This window comes from Streptomyces sp. NPDC001219 (assembly GCF_053597915.1).
On record NZ_JBSFJF010000168.1, the window covers coordinates 1 to 1,015 of the forward strand.

Sequence of the window (1,015 nt, forward strand, 5' to 3'; positions counted from 1 at the left end):
GCCACACGGCCGGTTCGCGGAGCGCTTCCACCGCCTCGGAGGAGAACAGTGATCACCGAGCTGGAAGGCCAACACCACCTACACCTCATCAGCCCCAACCGAAATGGCGAGGCTAACGGCATGCTGTTGTTTGACTAATGTTTCGCTGTTCAGCCTCGTACTGCCCGCATCCTCGTTTCGCCCACATGAATCCGCGCCTTGAGCTGCGACTGTCACAAATACCGGCCCCTTCCTTTCGGCAGGCAACCGGAGGCGTTAGTTCCGGAAGCCGACTAATTCACGTCTAATCTGCACCCGACCTCACACTTGACAGCCATCGCATCGGTAGCCAAACTCAAGAAAAATCAGGGGCGGCCTTGATGATGACAGCCAGGACAACAAAACTGACCATCTCTGATTTCGCCCGCCCTGCCGAAATATTGCATGCGCTGCGGCACCGAAGGGCTAGTTCGTCTCGCCCCGTCCCGGCGGGCCGCGGGAAATCGACAACGAAGCAATTCTTCAGTGAATTCAAGAAAGGTTGCCTGATGAGCAAGCGAACCGTTCTTTCGGGGCTGGCAGCAGCCCTGGGAGTGAGTGCCATGTTGCTGGCCAGTACGGCCGGCAGTGCGAGCGCCACCGAAGTCGGAACCAGGGCGGTTGGATCTCAGATCAAGAACTTCCAGACGAAGCTCTGTCTGGACTCCGACACCAAGGGCAACGCCTACACGAAATCCTGCGCCGACGACCTGAACAACCCCTACCAGCAGTGGAGCACACTCTGGAATTCTTCGGGAACTAAATTCCAACTGAGGAACGTGCAGACACTCAGGTGCCTCGAAGTCGCCGGCGAGGATGGCGTCAGGACCGCCCCGTGCGGGAATCATTCCAGCCAACTCTGGAGCACCAACGAATGGTTGCGCATCAAGAACGATTACAACGGCCGGGCGCTGGATTCAAACGCCAAGGGCCAGCTCTACACCAGCCCCTACAGCGAAAGCAACCCGTACATGGAGTGGTGGTGGCGGAACTAGGC

The 1,015-nt window shown here is 58.3% G+C and carries 1 protein-coding gene; it reads left to right on the forward strand.

Annotated features, from left to right (window positions below; genetic code table 11):
- The first annotated feature begins 527 nt into the window (after positions 1 to 527).
- Positions 528 to 1,013, forward strand: a complete 486-nt coding sequence (locus ACWC9R_RS37100) for an RICIN domain-containing protein (RefSeq protein WP_450738291.1) — start codon at positions 528 to 530, stop codon at positions 1,011 to 1,013.
- Positions 1,014 to 1,015 lie beyond the last annotated feature (2 nt).